This is a genomic window from Microbulbifer maximicatervae (SeqCode) (assembly GCF_052467825.1).
The window spans coordinates 2,146,798-2,171,677 of sequence record NZ_CP174327.1; the positions used below are offsets into that span (position 1 = coordinate 2,146,798).

General features: G+C 47.3%; 21 protein-coding genes. 5 read left to right on the plus strand and 16 right to left on the minus strand.

All coding sequences use genetic code 11. The features are described from left to right. Positions 1–99: 99 nt before the first annotated feature. From ACJJII_RS09525 to ACJJII_RS09595, 15 genes are all read right to left on the minus strand, one after another. Positions 100–519, minus strand: coding sequence for a hypothetical protein (locus ACJJII_RS09525; RefSeq protein ID WP_444892775.1), 420 nt, complete (start codon positions 517–519; stop codon positions 100–102). A gap of 459 nt (positions 520–978) precedes the next feature. Then, positions 979–2,610 carry a long-chain fatty acid--CoA ligase gene (locus ACJJII_RS09530; RefSeq protein ID WP_413664367.1) on the minus strand — a complete coding sequence of 544 codons (1,632 nt, stop codon included), beginning with the start codon at positions 2,608–2,610 and terminating at the stop codon, positions 979–981. Between the two features lie 100 nt (positions 2,611–2,710). Beyond that, complete coding sequence (locus tag ACJJII_RS09535; protein ID WP_282934294.1) at positions 2,711–4,174, minus strand: M48 family metalloprotease; 1,464 nt, start codon at positions 4,172–4,174, stop codon at positions 2,711–2,713. A gap of 30 nt (positions 4,175–4,204) precedes the next feature. After that, positions 4,205–4,867: a hypothetical protein gene (locus tag ACJJII_RS09540; RefSeq protein ID WP_444892778.1), complete on the minus strand. Its 663-nt coding sequence runs from the start codon at positions 4,865–4,867 to the stop codon at positions 4,205–4,207. Between the two features lie 12 nt (positions 4,868–4,879). Next, a complete protein-coding gene (locus ACJJII_RS09545) occupies positions 4,880–5,542 on the minus strand; it encodes a hypothetical protein (protein WP_282934292.1) in 663 nt (220 codons plus the stop codon). 23 nt (positions 5,543–5,565) lie between these two features. Continuing rightward, the gene (locus tag ACJJII_RS09550) at positions 5,566–6,570 is read right to left on the minus strand and encodes a VWA domain-containing protein (protein ID WP_413664370.1); all 1,005 of its coding nucleotides are present in this window, start codon (positions 6,568–6,570) and stop codon (positions 5,566–5,568) included. After that, the gene (locus ACJJII_RS09555) at positions 6,567–7,649 is read right to left on the minus strand and encodes a vWA domain-containing protein (RefSeq protein ID WP_282934290.1); all 1,083 of its coding nucleotides are present in this window, start codon (positions 7,647–7,649) and stop codon (positions 6,567–6,569) included. Before ACJJII_RS09555 ends, ACJJII_RS09550 begins: the two co-directional genes overlap by 4 nt. Continuing rightward, positions 7,639–8,943: a hypothetical protein gene (locus tag ACJJII_RS09560; protein ID WP_413664371.1), complete on the minus strand. Its 1,305-nt coding sequence runs from the start codon at positions 8,941–8,943 to the stop codon at positions 7,639–7,641. The genes ACJJII_RS09555 and ACJJII_RS09560 overlap by 11 nt, the downstream gene beginning before the upstream one ends. Before the next feature lie 38 nt (positions 8,944–8,981). After that, positions 8,982–9,776, minus strand: a complete 795-nt coding sequence (locus ACJJII_RS09565) for a MotA/TolQ/ExbB proton channel family protein (protein ID WP_444918976.1) — start codon at positions 9,774–9,776, stop codon at positions 8,982–8,984. Between the two features lie 24 nt (positions 9,777–9,800). Then, the gene (locus ACJJII_RS09570; RefSeq protein ID WP_444918977.1) at positions 9,801–10,010 is read right to left on the minus strand and encodes a hypothetical protein; all 210 of its coding nucleotides are present in this window, start codon (positions 10,008–10,010) and stop codon (positions 9,801–9,803) included. Between the two features lie 9 nt (positions 10,011–10,019). Next, positions 10,020–12,110 carry a PEGA domain-containing protein gene (locus ACJJII_RS09575; RefSeq protein ID WP_444892782.1) on the minus strand — a complete coding sequence of 697 codons (2,091 nt, stop codon included), beginning with the start codon at positions 12,108–12,110 and terminating at the stop codon, positions 10,020–10,022. A gap of 273 nt (positions 12,111–12,383) precedes the next feature. Further along, entirely contained in the window at positions 12,384–13,940 is a 1,557-nt protein-coding gene (locus tag ACJJII_RS09580) for an ABC transporter permease (protein WP_444918978.1), read from the minus strand. A 102-nt stretch (positions 13,941–14,042) separates the two neighbouring features. Further along, positions 14,043–15,263 carry a hypothetical protein gene (locus ACJJII_RS09585; RefSeq protein ID WP_444892784.1) on the minus strand — a complete coding sequence of 407 codons (1,221 nt, stop codon included), beginning with the start codon at positions 15,261–15,263 and terminating at the stop codon, positions 14,043–14,045. A 17-nt stretch (positions 15,264–15,280) separates the two neighbouring features. Further along, the gene (locus tag ACJJII_RS09590; protein WP_444918979.1) at positions 15,281–16,072 is read right to left on the minus strand and encodes a hypothetical protein; all 792 of its coding nucleotides are present in this window, start codon (positions 16,070–16,072) and stop codon (positions 15,281–15,283) included. A 548-nt stretch (positions 16,073–16,620) separates the two neighbouring features. Next, positions 16,621–17,919 (minus strand): hypothetical protein, encoded by a 1,299-nt coding sequence (locus ACJJII_RS09595; RefSeq protein WP_413664377.1) that lies wholly within the window; start codon positions 17,917–17,919, stop codon positions 16,621–16,623. 618 nt (positions 17,920–18,537) lie between these two features. Here ACJJII_RS09595 and ACJJII_RS09600 point away from each other — a divergent pair. The 3 genes from ACJJII_RS09600 (at position 18,538) to ACJJII_RS09610 (ending at position 21,652) form a co-directional block, all read left to right on the plus strand. After that, positions 18,538–19,602: a branched-chain amino acid aminotransferase gene (locus ACJJII_RS09600; protein WP_413664378.1), complete on the plus strand. Its 1,065-nt coding sequence runs from the start codon at positions 18,538–18,540 to the stop codon at positions 19,600–19,602. Between the two features lie 342 nt (positions 19,603–19,944). Beyond that, positions 19,945–20,547: a Yip1 family protein gene (locus tag ACJJII_RS09605; RefSeq protein WP_282934278.1), complete on the plus strand. Its 603-nt coding sequence runs from the start codon at positions 19,945–19,947 to the stop codon at positions 20,545–20,547. A gap of 76 nt (positions 20,548–20,623) precedes the next feature. Beyond that, positions 20,624–21,652, plus strand: coding sequence for an alpha/beta hydrolase (locus ACJJII_RS09610; RefSeq protein ID WP_444918980.1), 1,029 nt, complete (start codon positions 20,624–20,626; stop codon positions 21,650–21,652). Between the two features lie 2 nt (positions 21,653–21,654). Here ACJJII_RS09610 and ACJJII_RS09615 read toward each other — a convergent pair whose 3' ends face one another. Further along, on the minus strand, positions 21,655–22,167 hold the full coding sequence (locus ACJJII_RS09615; protein WP_444918981.1) for a hypothetical protein: 513 nt from the start codon (positions 22,165–22,167) through the stop codon (positions 21,655–21,657). 219 nt (positions 22,168–22,386) lie between these two features. Between ACJJII_RS09615 and ACJJII_RS09620 the strand changes: the two genes are divergently transcribed. After that, positions 22,387–23,682 (plus strand): parallel beta-helix domain-containing protein, encoded by a 1,296-nt coding sequence (locus tag ACJJII_RS09620; RefSeq protein WP_444918982.1) that lies wholly within the window; start codon positions 22,387–22,389, stop codon positions 23,680–23,682. Continuing rightward, a complete protein-coding gene (locus ACJJII_RS09625) occupies positions 23,672–24,832 on the plus strand; it encodes an SO2930 family diheme c-type cytochrome (RefSeq protein WP_444918983.1) in 1,161 nt (386 codons plus the stop codon). The genes ACJJII_RS09620 and ACJJII_RS09625 overlap by 11 nt, the downstream gene beginning before the upstream one ends. Positions 24,833–24,880: the final 48 nt, after the last annotated feature.

Here is a 24,880-nt window from a genome sequence, read left to right on the forward strand (position 1 = left end):
AATACGAGAGCCCCGTCGGGGCGAGGCTTTCGCAGAGCGAGCGTAGAGCTATTCAGCGCGGCTTCGTCTATCTGATAGGCATTATGAACTCTGGACACTCTAATTTCTTCTCTCTTGAAGCTTGGCTTTGAAGGCTGCTCGATTTTCTTCTTGAAGTTTTTTGAACTCTGCTAATTGTTGATCCGTCAGTACGGTGGACATTTCACTGAGCGTAGATTTTCTGATAGCGGCCATTTCTTTGCCTAACTGGCGCTTCTCACGAAAGCTCATCTTTTGGATAGCGCCAGAGGGACTTTCTATGTTAACGCCGTATTTTGCAAGCACTTGGCGGCGTTGTTCATTGGCTGATTCCAGGATTGGCTTTACTTTTTCTACCTGCTCATCAGAGAGATTAAGCTTGGCTTTAGTTGCCTCTAAGCGCTCCGCAAGTTGTGCGGCATGGTCATTATCTGCCCAAGCTAGGGTATTTGCAGAAATGGTAATTATTGCAGCGATTACCAAACTGAATAATTTCTTCATTGTGACGTCCTCGTTAATGAGTAAATGCCGTTGCTGTGAGGAGTATGATAATGGCTAGATTGTAAGCCAGTGCCATCCAACGCAAGGAAGTGTAAATTCCCTATTCCCTCTCACATGGACTGAGATATTCCAGGATATCCACAGTCAGATACTTCTACTCAAGATAATTCTAGACAATTCTGGTTGGCTAGTGCGCCTAGGTAAGTCAATAGAAGATAAACCGATATCCAGTCAGCCCGGAAACCATGAATCGATAAGGGTTAATAGTCAGCAAGCAAAGATTGTCGCCTACAGAGGAACCGCTGGTTTAGGTATTAACAGGAAGTTAAGCACTCTAAAACGGCGCTATTTCAGCGCCGTCAAAATTTAATCAAGACTTGAGGCAGGTAAAATTGCGTTATTACAGTGCAACGCTTTGCTATGCCGCGATGATGCCTGCCAAAAGCGTCTTAATCCCCTTCACACAGTGGCTTCGTGAGACCATAGATAGTCGGCATAGATTTCTCGAAGGTCTTTTTTGCTGACTTTGCCTGTAGCCGTATGGGGGATTTCCTTGGCAATGACACAGTCATCGGGAATCCACCAGTTGGCAAAATGCCCTTTAAAGGATGCCAGAATCTCCTCAGTTTTTAGTGTTTTGCCTTCAGCGGGAACAATGATCAGGAGAGGCCGCTCAGCCCACTTTTCATGGGCAACCCCAATAACAGCGGCTTCGGCTACTCCCGCCTGTGTCATGGCAAAATTCTCCAGCTCAATAGAGGAAATCCACTCGCCGCCGGACTTGATAACATCCTTAGTGCGATCAGTGATTGTCAGGTAGCCGTCAGCATCGATCGTGGCAACGTCACCAGTATCAAACCAGCCGTCTTCGGTAAGTGCTGACTCTTTGGATTGGTAGTAGCGCTCACAGACCCAGGGACCACGCACTTGAAGGGCTCCAAAAGCCAGCCCGTCTTGTGCCAAGGTATTTCCCTCTGGGTCTACAATACGCATCTCGACCCCAAAGCCCGCTCGGCCCTGCTTGAGCCTGAGGGCCTGTGCTTCGTCTTTAGAGAGGTTCTCAGGTATGCGGGCATTGTAGGTTCCCAGCGGGCTCATTTCAGTCATGCCCCAGGCGTGATGGGTATATACCCCATGCTTTTGCTCGAATTCCTCCATAATACTCCAGGGGCAAGCCGATCCACCCACGACTACTCGATTCAAGCTGGGTAGGGTCTCTTCACTTTCCCGCAGGTACTTGAGCAGGGCGAGCCAAACGGTTGGAACGCCGGCAGCGATAGTAACGGCTTCCTTTTGAATTAATTGACTGAGCGTTTCTCCACACCCCATTTTGGGGCCAGGTAACACGAGTTTTGCTCCAACAGCCGGTGCCGCATAGGGTATTGACCAGGCGTTGACGTGAAACATGGGAACAACAGGCAATATGGCTTCGTCCCTTCTAATCGCAAAGACATCTGGCATCAATACGCCGTAGGTATGCAGCATCAGAGAGCGATGGGAATAAAGCACCCCTTTGGGATTGCCTGTTGTGCCTGATGTATAACAGAGTGCTGCTGCACTCTCTTCCTCTAATTCAGGCCATTGAAACTCAGTGGGCTCTGCTGCAATCAATGTTTCATAGCAGTAAACATTGCTCAGGCTTGTGGCGGGCATATGTGCTTTATCAGTTAGCACAATGATGCCTTCAATCGAATCTAGATATTCTGCCAGAGATTCGATTAGGGGCATAAATAGTGGATCAATAAACAGCCATCGATCTGCGGCATGCTCAATAATGTAAGATATTTGCTCAGGGAAAAGCCGGGGGTTAATGGTATGGCAAACGAGCCCGCTGCAAGAAGTTGCGTAGTAGAGTTCAAAATGCCGGTGATCGTTCCAGGCAAGAGTACCAATTCGATCTCCATCATTGGCTCCAAGCTTTTGTAGTGCATTTGCCAATTGCGAGACTCGCTCAAAAGCTTGTTGATAGCTATAACGAAAATCGGGGTTATCCAAGGTAACTGAAACAATCTCACTATCCGGTGAGTTGCTTAGAGCATGCTTCATAATACCGGTGAGGATGAGCTGGGATTGCATCATCATGCCATTCATCACTTACTCCTTATTATTATCTTTTATTTTCAGATAGACACTAACCCTCCAAAATTTTGGGGGGTGATAGAAAAAGGATTAGGGGCTGATTCTTATAAAATTATTGAACGATCTTTATCCATTCTCCGGGCTTGGGTTCTCCTCGGGGATAATAACCATTTAACAGGCGTAATTGCTCCTCTGCATATTCGCCGATTTCCATATGTTTTGCCAGGGAGGCAAAAGTAGTTTTTTCATTGGCCTGGACGTAGCGCAAGCGTTTGATGTCCTTCTCTTCTACAATGTCAGTTTGTCGTAGCGGCCTGAAGCTTCTAATGCTGGTCAGGAATAAATTGTCATATTTATCAATAGCTTCTGGATCTGAGTCTTCATCATTTGTGACTTTTCCCTGCAGTACAAATTGTCTGCTACCATAAAAAATTACCGCAATTCTGTCTGGATCTGCATCCTCTTTTTCAAGCGGTGGAATTTTTCCGGTATGGCCTTCAAGTCGATATTGATTGAGTTTCTCCCCTTTCTCCAGTTGTCGTAGATCGAACTCTGAGCGCAGAGCCATGTCAGCGGGCTGGTTGCCATCGCGTTGGGTAACTGTAATGGTAATTTGTGCACTTTTATCAGGTGCAGAGCCGACAATGGCTGAACGTTGATTTTCTACCAACCAGCCATCGGGAAATAGAAGGGAGAAACCCAGCCGCTTGTGATTGTAGCGATTTTTAGTGGACTGCTGTGTGTTCTGTCCGTACACAAGGCCATCTGTTTTTTCCCGATAGTATTCTACTTTGGTTTCTTTGTTATCTTCGGGAAGCTGGCCTGCAGCGTTTACAACTTCCTGTAGGCGAAGGTCATTTCTAGGGTGAGATGCAAAAACCCCGTGGTAAGTTTGCGGTTTCTTGCCCTCAATACGGGCACGGCGTCGGGCAAATGTCTCCTGATCCTTTAATAGCCCAATAACATTGATCATGGCCTGGGGGTCATAACCAGCGTTGAACATATATTGGGCTCCGAAGCGATCCGCTTCCAGTTCCATCTCGCGGCCGTAACCCTTCACTGCAGCGGTGCTATATAAATTTGCAACATCTCCGACTACACCACTACCGGTAACCAAAACTGACAATACTGATACAACGCTGGCTCCGGTCGCAGCTGTTTTTTGCCTTACCGCATGGCGGGCGGTGATATGGCCAATCTCATGAGCTAGTACAGCGGCCATTTCAGCTTCTGAGTGCAGGTAAGTTAGAAGGCCTCGGTTGATGTAGATATACCCACCGGGAAGGGCAAATGCGTTGATATCCTGGCTGTCGATGATCGTAAATTGGTACTTGATATCCGGTCTGTCGCTGGCGGCGGCCACTTTTTGGCCGACATGATTGACATAAGCGGTTAGGACTGGGTCTTTATAGATTGGAGTACTCTCTATCAGTTTTTCATGCATCTCTTTACCGATAGAGATTTCCTTGTCCTCTGACATTAGAACCAGGTCAGGCTTATTGGTGGCAGGGTTAAATGCACAGCCTGCACTGAGTATCAGGATAGCGCTGGCAAAAGCACGCTCGATAAATTTCATTACCCCTGGCCTCCCGTAGCGTCTTAATTTTTATGAACTGGGTGTTACTGCTGGCATCAAGAATTGTTGGAGCTGCAGCGCCATTCCTTTACAGGCATTATTCTGGACCCTGGCGATTAGTGGTATTGGAACCACGATCGCGGGCATATAGGAGGTTCCTTTGGCATCTGCACTAAGTTTCCCAGACAGTTCGCGGTCCCTGAAATCCCATACTGCTGCTTCGTAGTCAGATTCTTTATCCCAGGTCCCAAAGCCAAAGCACCCTGCACCCCCGGTACTGATGGTACAGCTGATAGAGCCGGCACTGGCTGTGGTCTCCGTCGAACCATCAATCCAGACGATGTACTTCACTCCATAGGTTTCCATTCGCTCACGCACACTTTCATTTTCCATCAGGCGATCTAGGGAGCGAACATGCATAGGTGCTGTCCTGGGTTCAAACCAGGGGTACATAAGATCGACAAAGTCTTGCTCTGGAATAATGTTTACACCTAACTCAGGGTTGTGTAGTTCTCTACCAACACAGGCAATTAAATCAGGCTCTGTTTCATATTCACTGGAATGACGGCGGCCGAGGATGACGACGGAATCTCCTTCGGCAAGCTCACCATCGGAGCGTCGATACTCATCAATTACGACAGTGGTACAACCGCTAATAAATACTATCGCTGCAACTAGAAGTGGCTTGAACACGATTTACTCCTCTTATTCAGCCTTTTTGGCTTTCACCTTGATTTCTCTCAGTGATAGCGATCGGCGCTTCCCAGAGAGAAAGGCCTGTAGTTCAGGAACTTTCCCAAACCCGGTATAGAGATTTGCTCCGGCATCGCGCAGGGCGATATTTATCGCCTGAGTTAATGCCTGTTCCTGGGACTGTAAAAATGCGGTAGGGGTTTTTCCGTATGCGGTTATTACCCAGTTGGCAACCTGTCCGCCACTGGGGTCAAATGCGGTCATGTTGTATTTAATCCATACCTCAAAAATATTGACTCTTGTCTCTCTGGGCATTGTGAACTGCAGCTCTCGCACTTCTGGAACTATCACCAGTTCGACATTGGCGGGGACTTCTTGTGGATAACTGGATAGAGATACGGTATCGGTAAACATGGAACCCAATACTGTTTCAAACAGATTTTTTTGTGCTCTGCCTGTGCTTATATTCCATTCTTCACGATCTTCACTGTCTTCTTTATAAGTGAAACTTTTAAAGTCCTCACTGAGGTAGAAGCCTACTGTTATTGGCAATTGATCGCCTATTGGGGCAGGGTAATTGCCATCCACCTGTACTGTATGACTGCAAGCACCCAGGAAGAAACTTACAAGAATAAGTACCTTTAGGTGTCCAAAGGAAGTCGACCTATACCTCATATGTTCCTCCTTGAATCATTTAACTAGCGAAAGTCATTCAACCCCACGAAAGTGCCGCCGTTTCGATAGGTGAGTTCGCGCATAAGGGCCGCAAAGCGCAGTCCTGTGGTTTGTAGGTGTGGAGGGCGAGAGAACTGTACAGGGAATCCTACTGCATGGATTCTGATATTTCGTTTTCCCTCACCGTGCTTAGCATTTACCCGTTCGACAGCTAACATAACCCTTCGGATTGATTTTCCGGTGAATTCATCGCCAAGCACATAAATACTGATTTTCTTACTGGGATCATAAAAGCTGCGGACAGCTTTCTGGATACCTTCAACAGGGCTGGAGTTACTAAAAGGATTCCAGGACTTCAACCGCTTTAGTATCGCTTGGCGGCGCCCAGGGGTATCTGGTATCCACTTGTTTCGATAATTGAAGAACATATAGTCCCCCATATCATTCATGACCTGTATACCTTTAACATTGGGATAAAGGTCTAGAGTATTGACCATCTCCGCCATCATTCGGTCCCAGCCGTAATTAAACATACTGCCGGAGGTGTCGATAATGAAGAGAATGTATTCGCTGTCGACAGGGATTCCGCCAATAACATTGTTTTTACGCTGGTAGTTCTCGCCCAGTAGGCGACGCATTTCATCAGTGATGGATTGTAGTGCAATGGTCAGCTCACCTTTGAGTTTGCCATCTTCACTTTGCCCTTCGGTTTTACTGGCAAATTCCGCTTGAAGTGCTTCCAACTCACCGCGTAGGTTGGCAATTCTCTTGCGCTCGATATCGATTTGTTCTCGCTTTGAATTTAGGTCCCGGTTGATAACTGTGGTCTCACCACGGATTTCTGCCAGCTGTTGCTGTAGTTCCAATACCTGCCCTTCGAGGTCAACTTCAGCTTCCTCTAATACAATCGGTTCTGCAGTCTTGGCGATCATCAGCAGCAAAACAATTGCGCCAAATCCACAGCAGATAACATCCAGGAAGGAAATGCTGAACTCCTCCTGGCGACGCTTTTTTTGTGCTCCTATCATGGCCAGTCCCTCGAAGGTGCAAGGAAAGAGCCTTTGCTTTGCATCGCCAGCTTCCAAAATTCACTAGCCGCAAATGGGTCCCCCTCCATAGGGGCAAGAATGACATTGATGGGAATATTCTTGGGGAGCACTTTGACCGCGCGCTTGAATAGACTGCGCCTGTCTCTACCCGAAATAGTGGGTTTTCTGGGCGCACTCATCCCTTGGGTCGGTAACCCATCGGTAATGAGAATAATGTTGTCGGGCAGTGGCGTCATAGCGTTAATAGCGTTAAATACTCTCTCTAGACTGGTACCATTTTCCGGCACTACTTCATCTAGCCCCTTGATAGCCTGGTCCAACTGGTCGCGGTCATCCACATTGAGCCAGCGATCTTCTGTACCGGCGATTGCGGCACGAAAAGAGGTATTAAAAGTATAGATCTGGTATTGGCTATCTCTGGGGAACTGAGCAGTAAGCCAGGAGACTGTGCTGACGGCCCTGCGCCATTTTTCAGTTTTGCGTTTTACCGGTGAAGACATGTTACGGGCGCGTATTATTTTAATAAGCTCGTCGCCGAGCATAGACGCCGATGAATCCAATAGTATCAGGATGCGATTACCGCCTAGGCGCAGGCCGGTGAGGTATTGACGATCTCCATCACCGACAAATTTGCGAACGTTATTTCCCAGCTTTTTATTTTCTTCCTCAAGGTTCTTTTTCGCCTGCTCCAGTTTTTTGAGTTTATCTTGTAGCCTCTTGATATCCTCTTCTTCATCGATACTGTCGATTTCAGCGATATTGCCTTTGGTTTCCTCTATTTGCTCCAAAATGCGTCTGGCAAGCCCTTGAGCCTCAACCAGTTCATCACTAACGACATCCAGAGTATTTCTGGCTTGAACTAAGTGTTCCTGTCCAAATTCCACCTCCTCTTCCAGAAGGTTCACCTCGGCAGTGAGATCTTCAGTCTCTACTTCAACCTGGTGATCGGAGCCGTGTTTGATAATAAGAAAAATTAACGCTACTGCCCCAAAACCACAGGACATGATATCGAGGAAGGACAGGCTAAATGTGGAAAAACGACGCTTTTTACGCCCCATATCGCTCCACGCTAATCGCAGTTATCACATCTTGATAATCTGCAACTCCAATTGTATCGCCGGCATTGAGATTAACGGGTGACTCAATCTCTTTTCCATTGAGTGTGAGCTGAATTCCAGCATCCACCCGCAAAGCAAGTCTGCCGGCATGATTTGTGACTGTTGCGGCTGGGTGCTCCGGTGGTGTTGGGGTGACTTGAAATTTCTCGTCATGCCAGAAAACGAATAGAGGTTCCTGGGCGGCCAGTGCCTTGTGGCCAAAAAGTAAATGTGTCGCTACGGTTTCTGAGGATTTCTCTACATGCACCTTGACCTCGTTGGGGGGGAGGGCAGTGACAGAGTTGATCAGTTTCAATGTACTGCTATCACTGCGTAATTCTTTCCAGCGGTGATTTATTGCATGTGCAATGGAGTCTCTTGAGAGAAGATGTACACGTTGGGCCAATTGAATTCCCCCTGGGATATCAGCCCAGCGATGGGAGATAAAACTCACACTTTGACTTTCCTCCAGGTTTTCAATCATTGCTCGTATACGAGAAAGGAGAGGGGTTGTTGCATCTTGAAGCTGCCGCAGGCTGATCTTTGCTGTTCGATCATCAAGTTCAGCTAGAACTTCTCCGTGACGCATCGCTCGATCAGTCCACTGGGGCATCAAATCATAGAGTTGCTGTTCTGATTCAGCTGAATGGAGAGGGTCAAATCGGCACTGCATAATAAATGCATCGGTAAATACGCGAGCCCAGGATTCCTGGAAGTTGTGTAGTCCTGCGTCGGCAACAGTTTCTACCGTTTTCACCGTGGCTTGCTTATCCACAGCAATCTTTGTTACCAGTGTCTGGTGGAGTTGTAGGTCGATATGCAGTTGGATTCCTGCAGGAGCCAAATTACCCAGGCACGCGGTTGCTGCATCAACAATGCCTACGATATTGATATCGCTGACTTTAATAACTCCCAGAAGTAAGGCCAGTTGTTCGTGGGTAAAATTGCCGGGAACAGCGAGAACAATTTCATCGGGAAGGTCACAGTGCTCCGCTATTTCCTGAAGGTGGCAGTAGACCAAGTCGGCATGGTGGCGGCAGCGTTGATTTTCTGACTTTAGCGACTCGAGGCTCAGTCTTCTCCAAAACTGGTTGTTAACCTGAGTCGGATGGCTCCTGGCACGCATTTGAGCTGAGGTACCAATATGAATTTTATTGTGTTCAATAACTGCAATTCCAGGACTTTCCAGTACTTCGTTAGTATTTGAAAATACACGTAATCCGCAGTCATTTATTTCCAGGACGCCTTGTCCCATGGGTTTATTCCTCGCTACGACTTATTCAGGTAAAACCGCTAGCTGATTTTCAGAAAACGCAGTAAGCGGTTGTCACAGTAACTTTGTGTATCCAACACCAGGCGCTCCTGCATGAGTTGTAGCTGGTGAGTGAAAAACATAATGACGATACTAATTACCAGGGCGATAAAGGTAGAGTTAAACGCGACCCCCAGACTTACCGTCACGCCAGCTATATCCCCCTCTACGGCTCTATGCGCCTGTGATAATGCTTCGCCGATACCTCGTACCGTGCCAATAAAGCCGATAGATGGAATAGCCCAGGTAATATAGCGAACCATTGCCAATTCAGAGTCGAGTCTGTCTCCCTCAGTTTCGCAAACCTCTTTTACAGAGTTGGAAACGGCGGCGACATTCTTAGTAGAACCGAATCGCTGCAGGGCGGTGAGTAGTGCCCTGGGAACTAAATATCGTCGTTCCTCTTCAGGAAGGGCTTGTATCGGGCGGGATAAATCACGGGTATCCTCGGGAAGAATAGGAGTTCCCTCGCTGATATTAAGTAGAGCTTTGTCCAGTAATTTTCGCTCGCGAATGCTTCTCTGTGCCTTTAGTCCCATAATGGCCATTGCCCACAACATCAGAACAAAGCAGGCCTCTTGCTCATAGTCGCGCATCACAATGTAGATAGAGCGTTGTTGAACGTAGGTTTCTCCAGCGGCCTCCCTCGCCAGTTGCTCCTCAATTAGCGCATCTGCATTAGGGCGAATAATGGCGACATAAATCGCGTGGATCAAAATAATAGACCCCAGAAGAGCAAAGACCTGGAAGACAAAATCCGATGATTTAAATTTCATGGCGATACTCGCTAGAAGCTATTTCTATATATCTACGGGAAAGGAAACCGATAAGTCTTCGGAGATTTCTTCCGAGGCCTTATAGTCATCTGAATTACTTTTATTCCTAGTTATTGGTGCTTCCTTTTTTGGGATTACTGCCGCTGTTTGTTGGTTCTCTTCCGGCTTGTTTTCATCTTCTGCGTACGCATAGTTGATAAATAGAAGCAGTAAGGTAAGTAATAAAAATTTCACACTAGTCTCCTAATTCACCCAGCGGGCAAGGCGGAAGCCAATATCATTGCGAGCGGATTCTCCGTAATCACGGTAGGAGAGGCGCAACTCAGTCAATCCCGAATGGCGCCAACTGGAGCCACGGATTACATGGAAGTCTCCATCCTCTGGACCGACAGGGTTTTCTTCGATACGTCGGGATAATCCGGTCCCTATCGTGTATAGATCGTGAATCCATTCAGAGACATTTCCACCCAAGTCATAAATACCAAAAGCATTAGGACTGTAGCTACCTACCGGTGAAGTAGCCGCGTAACGATCACTGTAGGTGCGAAGGACTGCAGGAACTAGTTTTGTGGCAGTAGTATCTGCGTAGTTTCCGGAGTTGCTCTTTATTGGTAGCTCATTTCCCCAAGGAAACTTTTTCATGGTGCCTTGATCGTATCGTGCAACCCAGGCCCATTCGGCTTCAGTCGGTAAACGATAACCGTTGGCTGCGCCATCAAAGCCGACAACACGTCCGGCTTCTGTCAAATAGACCGGTGCGAGACCGTCTCTTTCACTGAGCCAATTGCAAAATAGCACTGCCTCTACCCAACTGACATTTACAACTGGCAGATTGTCATTGTCGAGACTGACACCATTGACATGGCTTGAGGTGTGCAGGCGCTTGAAACGCCGATATTCCCGGTTAGTAACTTCAGTGGTCCCAATATAGAAAGGCCGATTTAGAGATACCTGACGCATAACCTCGTTTGCCCGCCGCCCCTGTTCTCGCCGGGATGATCCCATGGTAAATACGGCGTTGGGGCGCATGAGTTTCATGGTGCCGCCAGCTGCGTGACGCAAAGTTGATGGGGTTTCTCTCCAGCGCGCTTGTTCGGATGTAAGCAGTACCGCTCTGACAGTTTGCTCCAGTTTGGTGCTGGGAATGACACGAGTGTCAAATTCCTGATAGCCCTGTTTACGTACGACAATGTTATGGCTGCGGGCTGGCAGGTTGAAAGTTTGTCCACTGTTCCCGGCGTATTGACCATCAATGTAAACTTCCGCATCTGGAGGGACGCTACTGACGTGAACCCTGCCGTACACAGCATTTAGGTTTATATTCAGGTCCCGCTGTGTTCCAGCACCGAGGTCAACTGTGTGCTCAATAGAGGCGTAGCCATCCTTGAAGAAGCGAAGTCTATGCCTGTGGCCGGAGGCCAATTCCAGTTCCAGCGGGGTATGACCGCGAAACTCTCCGTTGACCGTCACTCCCGCTCCCTCTGGGGTGGTAACAACACGTAAAAGTCCATCAGCGGGTCCCAGGCTGACGGTTGCTAGCGTTTGATCGACACCGGCTGTAACAGCGACAGGAATATCGACAGTTTTATGTTCCGGCAGTGAAATGGATACGGTTCTGTCGCCCTGAACTAATTCAGTGGTCAGTGGTGTTCTGCCGAGAACTTTTCCTTCAACCGTGACCGTGGCCCCGGGAGGGTTGCTGCTGACGGTGATATTGGCCCAGGCCGGTCGAAGTGCGGCCTCCAGTGTGTGGGTATTGTCTAGCCCCTCAACATTGATTTCACGGGTGAACGGCAAGTATCGGTCTGATAGGACAGTCACACGCATAGGACCTGCGTTGATTGCTTCCACAAGACCATTTTTATTGGGTACTTCCCGTCCATTAATAAGGATTTTTACTGGTACAGGGGGCGTTGTTTTAACCTGTAGGTGGCCTGGAAGTTTTTCCAGGGAAACGGAGTGGCGACTGTGCCCGTCACGTTTTACTTCGACTTCGCCGCTCTGGGGCAAATAGCCGTCAGCACTGATCGTGAATTGATAATTACCAGGTAAAACCAAATGTCCATCGCCCAGAGGGATGGCGAACCCACTGACTTTGATGCGGGCATCAACCGGGTTGGTATCAAAGATTAATGACCGCGCCATAATCAGATAGCTGAGTGCAAAAATAGCGAGTAAAAGGCAACCTGCGACAATCAATGCTCGCTTAGAAAGAAAGAGTCGCGCGCGGGTAGATTTTATTTGTACCGGGGTGAATCCAACTGGCTCAATCAGGCTTTGTTCCTGAACTGGCGGCTTTTCATCCTGGACAGGTACTGCTTCCTTCACTGTCATTTATGTTTCCCTATTGCTGGTACTTATAGATTTTTCGCAATGGCATTGGTTTGGCACGCATCGCTTTATGCTCAGTCAGCCTGACCAAAGGTGGGTACACATTTTTCTATCTGCAGAAAGCTTAGCTTGCTGGCGTAATCTGCATGGGGATTTATAGGGTGTTTGTCACAGAACACCTCGTTTCGCTCAGCTCAACGAGGTGTCTGTTGTCATCGCAGCTCATTACGGAAAATCTTATTTTTAGAGTTTATGCTGCTGTCTGGGTTCTCTCATTTAACTATTATTGGCACCGTTTATCCTTTCGGCACATTGGATAACAACTTCCGTTGTGGGCTTACCTGGTTTTACAACAAACTCTTGGCGAACGTCCCGGTAACCTTCTCTGGTACCAATGGCGATATAGCGCCCAGGTTTCAGCGCGATTTCCCGTTGGTCAAAATTACCTAATTTCCCTACATGGTAAATGGTGACACTGGTGGTTCGATCCGACTTGAATTTAACCGGTAAGGGGATCAGGGCTTGTGTCAGGGCATTTTCAAGGTCTTCAATTTGTCTTTGCAGCCTTGGGGTTTTAGTATTGAGTTTGCGAGCGTCTGTTAGTACTTGTCGGGCAAAATAGTTCCTTTTACCTTCGCCAAGGGTTAATGGATCTTGAATTAAGTCTTTTAACTGGTCATCCAGCTTTGCTCTGGCAGCAGCTCTAGCCTTGCCTGTTATTGCGTCCACCAGGCTGGAGTCCTTCTTGACCAGGTCTGTATAACTTTTTAGGGCTCTGTGCCATTCTTCCTTGGTTTCTTCCATGCGGGCTTGTTGGAGGAGTTTTTCTATCTGCACTCTGTCAGCTTCATTTTGTGCTTGTGCTAAGCCGATATCGGGGGCTTTTGCTGTTGGCTTTAAGTTCTTTGCTCGATGAAAATAGGATTTTGCCGATTCAAATTTTTCTTCGGCAATTGCACCGTAGCCAGATGACATCGCGCTTTGATAATCCCTTTCTGTAATTGCACCCTCAACCTTTGCCAATAGATCCTGAGCATCGGCTGTTTCTGAGTCGATCGCGAGAGATTTCTTGAGCTGTTCCTGAGCCAAATCCAATTTGGCCTGTTTAAATGCCTTTGTTCCTTGAGTTAAGTACCACCAAGCGAGGGGGAGTTTGTCGGCTCGCTCAATACCCTTAAGGCCTCTGGGATGGTTATTGGATATGGTTAATACCATCTTGAAAGCATCGCTAGCGGAATCCTTATCCCCCTGACTCAGAGCTCGATTACCTTCACTAATATGCGTCTCAATGCGCTCGGGAATACTATCTTTCAGGTACTCTAATGCCTGGAGTGATTCCCGGTATTTTTCGAGCGCTGCCATAAAATTGCGTTTGCGATAAATTTCATCAGCTTTTAGAGCCAAGTCTTCAGCAGAGTAGAATTCTTCAAAAGCCCATACTTCTACCTTTCGATCTTTGAGCTCTTCTTTGATTTCAAGAATTTCCTGGAGAACCTTTTGAACCTCCCTGCGCTGCTGCATTATTTCTGCATCGCTATAAGGAGATTTTTGGTTGCTCTCCACAGGTGCGCTGTTTCCAGGCTGTACGGAGACAATTGTATCGGCTGAAGGCTTTGGTGGTTTTACAACTTGAGGAAGCCCCCAAAATACACCGACCAGTGCGCTTACCATTATCACCCCAAGAACGGCGGGCCAGTAGGACCTTTGCTCCCGTTGATGAATAGCGTTGGCAGTCGTTGACTTAGGGGATTTAGAGCTTTCCTCTCCGCCGAATGTGAATTCTGCGGGCTCTATATGAACTGTATCTTCCTTGGAGTTATCGCGGTGCTGCATAGTGATTCCGCCGTGTTATTCAATGACCCAGTGAAGATGTTGGGTATTCAGTAATAACTAATCACAATGATTAGCGTGCTTTTTGGGTACCTCTAACGTGATTTAAATGCTGTTACTGACTGCGCCAGTTTCGGCTTCATAGATTTCCTTTAGAATTTCCCGCCATTGCCGATACTGATTTTCTACAGTACCTGTGAGGGTAATAGTGCGATCTTCCAGCTCAACAATTTGCGGTTCTACCTCTGCCTCGATGGAGTCTCCTAATTCTTGCAGAGCTTCCAAATGCATCTTGGCATCGGATTTTCGGTCAAATGCACTTTTAACAAGATAGCCCCCGGCACCGATCCCAACCTGCCCAGCTGCCTGGGCGCTTCCAGTACCAGCGCCAGCAGCTGCAATACCTCCAATAATGGCTGCTGCTCCCATAATTGTGTGATTGCGGGCTTTGCGCTTTAACTCTCGCATTTCCCTTACTTCTTCATAGCTGCGGGCTCGCCATTCCTGATAGGGAACTTCCATACTTTTGGCGAAGGTGCCGTAGTACTCCTGCAGAGTGTCGACAAACAGATAATCTCTTTCCCGTATTTTTCTTACCCTCTGTAACATGGGGTCATTCTCTGCGGGTAAAGCACTTAAAAAATAGACACCCTCAGCACTTTGAGTTAAATAGCGATTGAATGCCTGGGGAGAAAAATCCCGTGCAAACCGCATCTCAGAAATTGTGCGCAGCTCTACGATTTGCTGATTTGAAAGCTTTTGTCGGTAATTCAGCATATCGTTAGCAATACGGTTATAGATTCCCTGAAAAGCATCTCCTTCAGTAGGGTGCTTTCGGTCGTAGGCATAGTGGGAAGCGTTCTCTGAATACTGCTTGGTAAACCACAACTGTCCCCGGGAATCGGATACGGTGATTTCCACCGTCAGCTTTTCTCCATCAGATTGTAAAATTCGCCCGGATACGGTCACATCAATATTGGTGCGGCTCGATGGAATAACCCTTACAGCTCCCCACCCCAGGCTAGACTGCAATGAATCGGCAAGGGTGACAGCCATATAGCGGGATTCAGCTTGACGAAGCTCGGGAAAAACAAGCTCATCTTCATCTGCTTGTGCTGTATCGAGACCTGGATTGAATTGAATAACGCCGACATCCAGCAGTCTCTCTTCGGGAACATTGTTATCTTCGATTGTTAGCGGAGTAAATGCGGTAGTTCTGACTTCGGTAGTGGTACAGCCATTGATAACAACAAGAGTTAGAAAAAATGCTGCGACTCTTGTTATGAACTGATACTTAACCGGTCGGGTTTTTTGGTTGGTCGACATATCGGCGTTCTCCAAGACTACTGCGTTGCACTTTTATACTTGCGATACTCTTCCCAAAGCTTTTCGCGCAATTCGGGGTCAGTCTCGCGTGTGGCAGCTTCACGAATCTGTCGAGCTACGACGTCATCATCTGTACCACTGGGTATATCGGCGGGCACAACTGCCTGTGAACCACCGTGATTAAAATCACCTTTACGTCCAGAGGCGGGCAGTCCGGGACCGGTTATTTGTCCACTGGAGTTATTATTTTTGGGGCCGTTACCTGATGTTGGGCCTGCATTGGGGGGAGGTGGAATTTCGGCTTCTGCAGATTGAATTAAGTCTTCTAGGGATTCCCCTGCTGGTGGTGCCTCATCCATCGCCTCTTCTTTATTTTCTTCGGAGGCTGACCCCGGTCTGTTTCTTACAAAGTCGCGCTCCCGCAAAATCATGCCGTCATAGCTGACCATAGTGGATTCAAACTGGCCCTCAAGTTCTGCAACGCGATCTGCCGATGAAGTGGGAGCTTCATTGGGGGCACTGCCGGAACGTGGCGAACCACCGCCGGGTTGCCCAGAAGCTGAACTGCTGGCAGGCGCGCCGCTGGCCGCTGAGTTACTACTGGATGAGCTGCTGCTAGAAGCTGAGCTACTAGATGATGCGCTGGAAGACGAAGATGATTGCTCCTCCTCAGAAAAATCAATTTCTTCGGGAGGCGTTCCATCTTCACCAGACGAAGGATCAGTAGGTTTCTCTCCATTTTGGCTGGTTTGTTCGGGATCTGTATAAATTGGTGACGATGGATCATTTGAACCGTTTGGGTCCGGCATTTGATCCCCAGGTGAACTTTGATCCCTCGACTCTGATCCGCTACTTCCACTACTGGAGGACTGGCTCTGTTCTGATCTCGCTGTAGGCATATTCGCACTGGGCTGGCTGGAAGAGCTGCTACTAGGCTGCCCACTGCTCGAAGCCGTTGATTGGCCAGATCTTTGCGAACTACTGCTGCTACTAGATTGCGATTGCGATTGCGATTGTGATTGCGATGCAGAACTGGAAGATGAACTGGAGGATGGTAGAGATGGCATTGCTGGTGGCTGTGACTGAGTTTGTTGGCTCTTGCACCCACCGGTTAAGATCGCCGCCAAAGCAATTGGTACCAGTACATTTGACAAACAGCTGTGGCGGTGAATTTTTTCTACCGCTGCTCGAGGTGTCATCTCTTTCTCTCCTAGACTGTTTGCCGGTGTGACCGCGTGAGACACATGAAGTGTTTTTCCGGTACTAGCAAATGCTCAATGTGGAACTTTAAAAATAGTTGTTATTTGATTATTTGCGTAGATTCCACATCGAGCCGGTGTCAGTGGTGATAGGTTTCTCAGTCGAATATAAAGCGTTGCACAATTCCGCGGGTTTCCACCGCCTCTCCATCTTCAAACCTTGGTCTGAATTTGGCGCGTTTTAGAATGTTTCTAACTTTTGAGCGGATCTTCACTTTATCTGAAGGGTAAGCCCTGAGTATTTTTATATTCCTCGCCTTGCCAAAAGCCGTGACATCATAGGAGACCGTAATCCGGGAATTGGCTAGGGCTTTGCTGTCCGACTCCAAAACGGGGAGCGCGGGTAAAGCCACAGGCCGTCCAAATATGTCCTCAATTTCATCGTTAGAGGCACCGTTATCCCAAAGTGCCTTGTAGGCCTCGCCGTAGGTTTGGCGTGCGGAGTGCCACTTGTTAAACATCATGTACCAGTCGCCGAGTTCAACTTTGGCTTTGGCTGAGGCTGCCGGGGGGGACTTGGGGTTTCTTTGGTAGACATCAACGATACGGGTAATGGCTTTTTTCCCGGTGTTAAAACTCTTCATCCGGTAGTGATCTAATTTGGTTCGCTGATGTGAGTCGGGGCCACTACCACCAAAGCTGGCGTTAACAAAAACTGGAGAGTTGGGTTCACCCTTATAGGTGGCCAGATAATAGTTAGTTGCTTTTAATCCGCGCAGGGCATCAACAAGGCGAAGGTCGGTGGAGCCAAAGTTTTTTGTAATAATATCTACCGCCAAACTGTAAAGATTGGTTGCACTAATTAGATGCTCAAATAGCGTGTCCCCTTTTTCCTCCACATAAGCCTGTAAATGCCAACGACTCAAGTTGTTGATTACTGGCAGCATACGGGGGTCTTTTTCGCCGTAATTTTTCTGGTAGAGCCAGTAGAGGTACTGCTGGTTGTCGTTAGCTTCTTCCCACTGATTGAGCGCTATTTGACTCTCGATCAAGCGCTTGATCATAGGGATTTGGCTTAGGGAATAGAGCCCCTCATTGACTCTGCTAATCAGCATTGCACGACGAAATTCAGTGACAGCCTGCTCATGATCGCCAGCTTTCTGTAATGCGGTGGCCAGCCCCAAAAGCTGTTCATCAATACCGGCGCCATAAGCACCATATTGGGCTTCGAGCTCCTCTATACGTTCACGGTAATTTTCTACAGCCTCGGAGGGCCTTAGCTGTCGAGGGGTTTTCTTGAGTGGTTTCGAGGCGGCTTCAATAAAGGCTTTTGGAGGTGCATTAGTTTGGACTGCCACAGGTGCGCCATCGTCGGCCAGGGCGCCATTACACAGCAGTGCTGTGGCTGTAAACATCAAGCCGATAGCAAAGGAATTGCTGGTATCTATCTGTGTCACGATTGAACCACTTCCGTTTCATATTTGGCTTCACCGAATACCAAACAGCTGAGGTTGGAACCTGCACCTGTCAGTTTTCGGGTCTTATTTCCGCTCGCCCACTGCAACAGCGAATACGGCGGAAGTTCTCTCCTGAATGTGGTTCTCTCGACCCTGAGCGCATTGAGGGGGTATCCTCAAGCTCACAGTGACGGCGCGACTGGATGCTTATAAATGCCTGCCTGGCCGCGTATTAGTCAGTATAGCTAGCACTATGTGCCAAGAAGGAAGCTGCGGCGGGTACTTCAGCCACTTAATGCCCATTGCGCCAGCATGCCTGTGACCACCCTTTTGGTTTAGCAGTTGGGAGTGCAAATTAGGGGTGAGGGACTGTAAGTAGATGCCAAAAATTTGTTGATTACGTCCGATATCGCGACTTGGCAGCGAAGTGTAGCGAGTGGCTTGGTTGGCGCGGGTGCCACATCAGGATGGCGGAAGCTAAATAGGTGGATCATCGTCCTAACAAGTATGCTGAATTTGGGGTTAGATTACTGCTGTTGCTGTATCAGAGGTTGATCTATTTGGATTGCAGCGTAACAAGCGCCATAATCAGCTGATTCGAATTCAGAGGAGAGTTCAGTGAGTATCTATATCGATCCAGAGATCGCGGTAAGCCTTCGGGGCTATGAAGCACCCGAGAAGCTGGGCTTTGGAACCGCCATGGCCCCAGTAATGTTTCGCGCCATTTGGCAGGATGGTTGCTGGAGTAGTGGAGAGTTGATCCCCTATGCGCCTCTGACCGTCGACCCTGCTGCAAAGGTACTTCACTACGCGCAGTCATGCTTTGAAGGAATGAAGGCCTATCGAACTTCCGAGGGGGGAGCTGCACTGTTCCGGCCCGAAATGAATGCTGCACGAATGGCATATTCAGCGAAGCGCTTATGTATGCCTCCGGTTCCTGAGTCCCTGTTCCTGGATGGCGTTCGTGTTGTGACTGCTTACTGCGCTGGCCTGCTCCCGAGCAACAGCGGTGAGTCCCTGTACCTGCGTCCTTTCCTAATGGGAACCCAGCCGGACCTAACGGTTTCAGCCAGTAATGCCTATGAATTTTATGTAATAGCTAGTCCCTCGGAAGCCTACCATTCCGGCAATATGCGTTTGTGGGTTGAGAGAGAAGATGCTCGAGCTGCAGTAGGGGGAACTGGGGATGCTAAAGTTGGCGGAAATTATGCCAGTTCTCTACTTAGTATCGGCCGCCTTAAAGAGCGAGGTTATGATCAGTCGCTTTGGTTGAGCCCCTCTAATCGGCAGAGTATCGATGAGCTGTCAGGGATGAATTTTTTTGCGGTCATTGATGGCGCTATATATACCCCAGCGTTGAACGGCTCAATTCTCGAGGGCATCACCCGATATTCTCTGATCCAGCTTGCGGAGGGATTGGGGTACAAGGTTGTTGAGCGGGCGATCCCCATTGATGAACTGTTAGAGCAGGTAGCTTCTGGAGACTGTAGCGAAGCTTTTGCTTGTGGTACTGCTGCAATAATCAGTCCTATCAGCGTAATCGGTGATGGCGATAGGGAGTACGAACTAGCCGATGCCCCAGGTCCTGTTGCAGAGCGTTTGCGACAAGCACTGCTGGATATTCAGGAGGGGCGTTCTGAGGATGCTTACGGGTGGATGCACTCTGTTGAGCCTGTAGTTTAAGTACTAAATCTTCGTACCCGGGCAGTTTCCAAGGCTGCCTGGGTCTAGTAACCAGCTTTTCCCCACCATAAATCCTGCTTTATCCTTCGCGGGTTTTTTTGTAGCAGTGTTTTCTATTTACTTGTTTCCAAGCGAAACGCTCGCGTAAACATTCCCGCCAATTTAATTGAGTTTGTTGACTTGTGCGACCTTAACACCTAAAAGTGAAGGGGTTAAATAAGAAATAAATTGGAGCTTGAGAGTGGCCTGATTGCGGTACACCTCATTTTGACCAGCAGTTCCAAGATCAATTTGAGCTAATAGGTCTCGCTTATAGTTCCTTGCACAGTCGAGGATAACGAGATGTTGACCCATATGCTTGGCCTTATGCTGCAACCACGTAGACAGTGGCAGCTTATTGGCAGTCTCTCTGAACGTAATCTGCGTAGACAGGTTCCTTATGTCATCGTTCTGGCATTACTTCCTGCAGCTGCGTGGTATTTTGGCACGACACAAGTTGGCTGGACGATTGGCACTGGTACCCCGGTGAGAATTACGGGACAAAGTGCTTTGGAATTGGTCGCCGTATTTTATTGCACAATGGTTTTGGCTGTCACTGCTATTGGTTATTTCATCCATTGGATGGCCAAGACTTACGGAGCCGAAACTCACCCCCTTAAAGGCGTTGTTGTAGCGGGTTTCACTGCCACGCCTATTTTTATTGTGGGTATTGCAGGGGTTTACCCTGTGTTGTGGCTGGACATACTACTCGCAACTCTGGCGGTTGCTTACGCCGTCTATCTGCTTTATTTGGGAATTCCTATTGTGATGGGTGTTTCTGAAGAGCGTGGCTTCCTTTTTGCCAGTGCGATTATTACGGTGTCACTCGTCATGGCAGTCATTATTATGGTTGCTACAGTTCTATTCTGGAGTTATGTATCCGCACCGGTCTTTTACTCCTCTTGAGTAGTTTGGGCTCGTAGCTATCACTAGATGAAATGTCGTTTCAGGCATTTTCGCCAGGAGATTTAGGGCTGTTGTTGTGGTGGGGATACAAGCTATCAACGTCGTACCCGGTGAAGGGGCTCATATTCACGGGTACGGCGAAGTCTCTTCTATCCTGGCTGTAACGACAATGCGTAAAGTAAATGACCGCCTTTCGGGGTTTCTCGAAGAATTCAACAGCTCTATGAAAGAGCTCTACTCGAAGGGCTTTGAGTTCAACCCCATCAATGTTCGGGAATCGACCACAAAGTTTATAGACAAATATGTGACCGATATTCCAGATGTTGCCGCAGTACAAGACGGCATTATCTATGCCTCTGGATATGACGTACCTGTAAGAGTCTTTGTCCCCTATCCCGATGAAGTTCTACCTGTTCTTGTCTATTTTCATGGCGGTGGTCATGTAGCTGGAAACGTTTATTCATTTGACCCGATTTGCAGAAAGATTGCCCGGGAGACTCGACATATTGTTGTTGCGCCTGAGTACCGGTTGGCCCCTGAGAATCGCTATCCGAGCGCAGTAACAGATTGCTATGCTGCAGTTATTGGGGTTTGGGCGGCACTGGATAGATTGGGCCTATATTATCAACCGATTTTGTCTGTCGCTGGGGACTCTGCAGGTGGCGCTCTGGCCGCCACAATGTCTCACCTGGCTCAATTTGACTACAGCGTTAAGATTAAAAAGCAGGTTTTAATTTATCCGGTTCTCGATTACACCATGCATTTACGGTCCCATGAAGAGAATGCAGTAGGCTATTTTTTAGAGGCACGAAAATCAATTTGGTACTTGGGGCAATATTTTGCTGAGGGGCAGTGTAGAAAAAAAGCATCCCCTCTTTTTATGGATTTTACGGCAGCTCTTCCTGAAACCTTAGTTTTTACCGTGGAGTTTTGCCCGCACCGGGATACTGGGGATATTTACTACAGGAAAGTGGAAGAGGTGGGTGTTAGATCTGAAAATGTTCACTTTTCCGATATGATTCATCCATTTTTGATTCTTGAAGACTTGGTGAAAGGGGAGTGCGCAAAAGTTTATGCCGGCATGAATAGTTTCCTGAATGACTAAACTTACGGCTTTCCTTTTGTAATTGAGTACTGGTAAGATAATTTATACCCGTTATCAAACTCTAGTATTTCTTCTGAATTTATTGATCTTTCGATCACTATCTCCGCTATTGATTTAATAACTTGTTTAGGTTCTGCGTCCATGCAATGTATGCTCATGGAGTTAATGGCCATGTCAGCGCTAATTACCCGGTGTTCAACAACCTGAATGAGCAGCTGCTTATCACTTTGGTAGAGCTTGAAACCAGGTCCCTCCGTCATCCATTTTTTGTACTTTGTAGCGCCCCACGGGCCTTTGCACTTTATTGCTTGATATTGAGTTGATGATATTTTGATATAGATAGGCTCGCTTCCTTTGATATCTGTACTTTTATCGATAGGTTGTTCTGTGTAGAGGTTTGATCCATTAGGAGCAGAGATCTGTATCGCTATCATTTCGGCAGCAGCGTCAAGTGAGCAGAATACGTAAATAAGAAAACACAAAAACTGACATTTTTTAATTGAAGTGCTGGCCATCTTGATTTCAATAAGTGGTTTTTGTTTTTGGGAGTATGGCGCTTAAATGAATCTCTAGGGTTGTCTTCTGTACTAATAATAGCGCCTTGATAACGAGGTGTTGGTTGGATAGTATCAAAGTGTGTATTTAGTCCTGTTTTCACCTTTAAATTGGTACAAAGGTACCAATTTGAGGTTTGAGTAGCTCAATTGACAATAATTTATATAAAAGGTGTGGCTATGAAGACTTTAGCGTATATGGGAGTAATTCTGGTTTTAATAGTATCCGTTGGATGTTCTGAACGGCCTGAATCCAGAGTTGAGGACAGTTCCAGTAAGGTTGATTTTCAAAAGCAACTATTAAAAAAACTGATATCTGCAAAGACTGGGGATGTTATTACTATTCCTGAGGGTAAATTCCATATTAATCGTAGTTTATCCCTGAATATTGATGGGGTAACGCTACGTGGAGCTGGCATGGATAAATCTGTCCTCTCCTTTGAGGGGCAAATTCAGGGTGCTGAGGGGATATTAGTTAATGCCAGTAACTTTACTATTGAGGGGTTGGCTATTGAGGATACCATAGGCGATGCCCTGAAAATTAATGAGGGCAAAAACATTATCATCAGGGATGTTCGTGTTGAATGGACCAATGGCCCGTCTACCCAAAATGGTGCCTATGGTATTTATCCTGTACAGACTGAAAATACTTTAATCGATGGTGTGGTAGCTATTGGTGCTTCAGATGCCGGAATTTATGTCGGTCAGTCGCGGAATGTTATTGTTCGCAATAGCCGTGCAGAATTTAATGTGGCGGGTATTGAGGTAGAGAATACGATCGGTGCAGATGTTTACAACAATATTGCTGTGAATAACACTGGGGGAATTCTTGTTTTTAATATGCCTAATCTTCCGCAGCCAGGGCACAGTACACGTATCTACAACAACCAGATAAAGAATAATAATACTGGAAATTTTGGTCATGAGGGCACGCCGGTTGCTGCCGTGCCAGCAGGGTCTGGGGTGGTTATTAACTCGAATGATCGGGTGGAGATTTTTGAAAATGATATTTCTGATAATGATACTGCTAACATATTGATCAGCAGCTATTTTACGGCTGGATACTATAGTGATAAGTCTACGCAGGCTGATTTTGACCCATACCCAGAGGGGATCTATATCTATGCCAATAACTTTTCTGGCGGTGGTACATCGCCAGATCATCTTAAGTTAAAAGCTCTGAAGCTAGCTATGTTTGGAATCTCAGGTACATTGCCGGATATTCTTTGGGATGGGGTTGTTGATCAAAGTAAACTGGTGGATGGTCAAATACCTGAGGCATTAAAGTTATGTATTGATAACGAACCTGCAGGAATTCTCAACATAGATTTTGGAAATGAGTATAAGAATATATCCACGGATATAGCGCCTCATCAATGTCATTTGGAAAAGCTTGCCAAAGTAGTTTTAGACTTTGATTCAAAGCTGGAAAATGAAGACCATTTGGCAGTGATAGAGGTAGCTAATGAAGAATAATAATCAAATAAGTAGGAAGCTTATCTACTCTATTTGGAGTCTTATATTATTGGTTGGCCTTGCGGGGTGTGAATCATACAAAAAGGATGTTCATTTATTTCCAGTAGAAGAGGTACCCGAAAAACTCAGTGCATGGAATTTATTGAGGCTGGAGAAAGGTGTGCTCTTCCCTGCGGAAAGAGCATTACCTTACGATTTAAATACGGGGTTATTTACCGATTATGCTCATAAGTTCAGAACTGTCTGGCTGCCTGAGGGGGCTTTTGCAACCTACGGAGAAGAACAGTTTAATTACCCTGTCGGAACTATCCTAAGCAAGACATTTTACTATCCACAGGAGAGTAGTGGTGTAGTTCGTCGTACCGATGACTTTTCTACAGATTATGTTGAGGGGCGCTTTGGGCAGGCACTTGATTTAAATCGAGTCCGTCTCGTTGAGACGCGGCTTTTAATCCGCAGGAAGGAAAATTGGCAGGCGCTGCCCTATGTCTGGAATAAAGAACAGACTGAGGCAACTCTTGAGATTGCTGGAGATGTGAAAAATTTTCAGTTGGTTGGCCTGAACGGACAACAGGAAAACCTTAGTTATGTAGTACCTGACGCTAATCAATGTGCTGGTTGCCATGCAGAAAAGTTTACTGAAAAAGCCATTTCTCCTCTCGGCCCAAAAGCTCGACATCTGAATAAAGACTATCCCTACGGTAGCGGAGTAGAGAATCAATTGCTGTTTTGGCAGAAGGCCGGCTATTTACGTGGGCTGCCTGATCTGAAAAGTTTGCCGAGAAATGCCAATATTTACGATGCAACTGTGTCGCTGGAAGACCGCGCCAGGGCTTATTTGGATATTAATTGTGGCCACTGCCACAATCCCACTGGGCCGGCAGATACCTCAGGGCTTATGTTGCATCATGGCGAAACTGATTGGCGCAAACTTGGGCTATGTAAACCGCCTATTGCTGCGGGTACAGGCAGTGGAGGGCATTTATTCGCAATAGTACCGGGAGAGCCTGAAAATTCTATTTTGAATTTTCGTGTAGAGTCTACCGCGCCTGGGGCCATGATGCCTGAATTAGGTAGAAGCATGGTGCATACAGAGGGCGTTGAATTACTAAAGCAGTGGGTAAGCTCCCTACCGGGAAGCTGCACTTAATCTTTATTGGAAGCTATCTGGAAAGAGCTATATGAAGAGGAGTTGGGT

What these genes read in the sequence shown, in the direction of transcription:
- ACJJII_RS09525 (WP_444892775.1), bottom strand. Translation starts at nt 519, where the DNA reads ATGAAGAAATTATTCAGTTTGGTAATCGCTGCAATAATTACCATTTCT.
- ACJJII_RS09530 (WP_413664367.1), bottom strand. Translation starts at nt 2,610, where the DNA reads ATGAATGGCATGATGATGCAATCCCAGCTCATCCTCACCGGTATTATG.
- ACJJII_RS09535 (WP_282934294.1), bottom strand. Translation starts at nt 4,174, where the DNA reads ATGAAATTTATCGAGCGTGCTTTTGCCAGCGCTATCCTGATACTCAGT.
- ACJJII_RS09545 (WP_282934292.1), bottom strand. Translation starts at nt 5,542, where the DNA reads ATGAGGTATAGGTCGACTTCCTTTGGACACCTAAAGGTACTTATTCTT.
- ACJJII_RS09550 (WP_413664370.1), bottom strand. Translation starts at nt 6,570, where the DNA reads ATGATAGGAGCACAAAAAAAGCGTCGCCAGGAGGAGTTCAGCATTTCC.
- ACJJII_RS09555 (WP_282934290.1), bottom strand. Translation starts at nt 7,649, where the DNA reads ATGGGGCGTAAAAAGCGTCGTTTTTCCACATTTAGCCTGTCCTTCCTC.
- ACJJII_RS09560 (WP_413664371.1), bottom strand. Translation starts at nt 8,943, where the DNA reads ATGGGACAAGGCGTCCTGGAAATAAATGACTGCGGATTACGTGTATTT.
- ACJJII_RS09565 (WP_444918976.1), bottom strand. Translation starts at nt 9,776, where the DNA reads ATGAAATTTAAATCATCGGATTTTGTCTTCCAGGTCTTTGCTCTTCTG.
- ACJJII_RS09575 (WP_444892782.1), bottom strand. Translation starts at nt 12,110, where the DNA reads ATGACAGTGAAGGAAGCAGTACCTGTCCAGGATGAAAAGCCGCCAGTT.
- ACJJII_RS09580 (WP_444918978.1), bottom strand. Translation starts at nt 13,940, where the DNA reads ATGCAGCACCGCGATAACTCCAAGGAAGATACAGTTCATATAGAGCCC.
- ACJJII_RS09585 (WP_444892784.1), bottom strand. Translation starts at nt 15,263, where the DNA reads ATGTCGACCAACCAAAAAACCCGACCGGTTAAGTATCAGTTCATAACA.
- ACJJII_RS09590 (WP_444918979.1), bottom strand. Translation starts at nt 16,072, where the DNA reads ATGCCGGACCCAAACGGTTCAAATGATCCATCGTCACCAATTTATACA.
- ACJJII_RS09605 (WP_282934278.1), top strand. Translation starts at nt 19,945, where the DNA reads ATGTTGACCCATATGCTTGGCCTTATGCTGCAACCACGTAGACAGTGG.
- ACJJII_RS09615 (WP_444918981.1), bottom strand. Translation starts at nt 22,167, where the DNA reads ATGGCCAGCACTTCAATTAAAAAATGTCAGTTTTTGTGTTTTCTTATT.
- ACJJII_RS09620 (WP_444918982.1), top strand. Translation starts at nt 22,387, where the DNA reads ATGAAGACTTTAGCGTATATGGGAGTAATTCTGGTTTTAATAGTATCC.
- ACJJII_RS09625 (WP_444918983.1), top strand. Translation starts at nt 23,672, where the DNA reads ATGAAGAATAATAATCAAATAAGTAGGAAGCTTATCTACTCTATTTGG.